This is a genomic window from Pseudomonas atagonensis (genome assembly GCF_011369485.1).
Lineage (GTDB): Bacteria > Pseudomonadota > Gammaproteobacteria > Pseudomonadales > Pseudomonadaceae > Aquipseudomonas > Aquipseudomonas atagonensis.
In genome coordinates, this window is record NZ_VXCA01000070.1 from 1 (window position 1) to 542 (window position 542).

At 64.2% G+C, this 542-nt stretch carries 1 protein-coding gene; it reads right to left on the reverse strand.

Going from position 1 to position 542, the window contains the following annotated elements:
- On the reverse strand, positions 1-542 hold a 542-nt coding region (gene tssI / locus F2P67_RS27525; RefSeq protein WP_166226400.1), incomplete at both ends, for a type VI secretion system tip protein TssI/VgrG.

The following is a 542-nucleotide window of genomic DNA, read 5'->3' on the forward strand; positions in this document are numbered from 1 at the left end:
GGGACGGTGTTTTCCTTGTGGTACAGGCAGCCGCTGATCAGCGGCTGGTCGGGGTCGCCTTCAAGGAAGGTGACCAGCACTTCCATGCCGATGCGCGGGATGGCGATGCCGCCGTACTGGGCGCCGGCCCAGGCGCTGGAGACACGCAGCCAGCAGCTGGTTTTGTCGTCGGCCTGGCCTTCGCGATCCCAGTGGAATTGCACTTTGACCCGACCGTATTCGTCGCAGTGGATTTCTTCGCCTTTGGGGCCGGTGACCACGGCGCTCTGGCTGCCGAGGATGCGCGGTTTCGGGTGGCGCAGGGGCGGGCGGTTCGGCACGTCCCACGGCGTGGCTTGAAAGCGGTTGCGGTAGCCCTGATGGAAATCGTCTTTCAGCGCGGTGGTGTCGCTGGTCACCGACTCTTCCAGCACTTGCGGCTGCTTGCCTTCGTGGAGGACTTCGGTGAGCAGCCACAGGTCATTCCATTTGGCTTTCGGGTGTTGCGTCAGGGCCAGAAAGTGGCCGCTGACCAGCAGCGGCTGATCGCTCTTGCCTTCGGC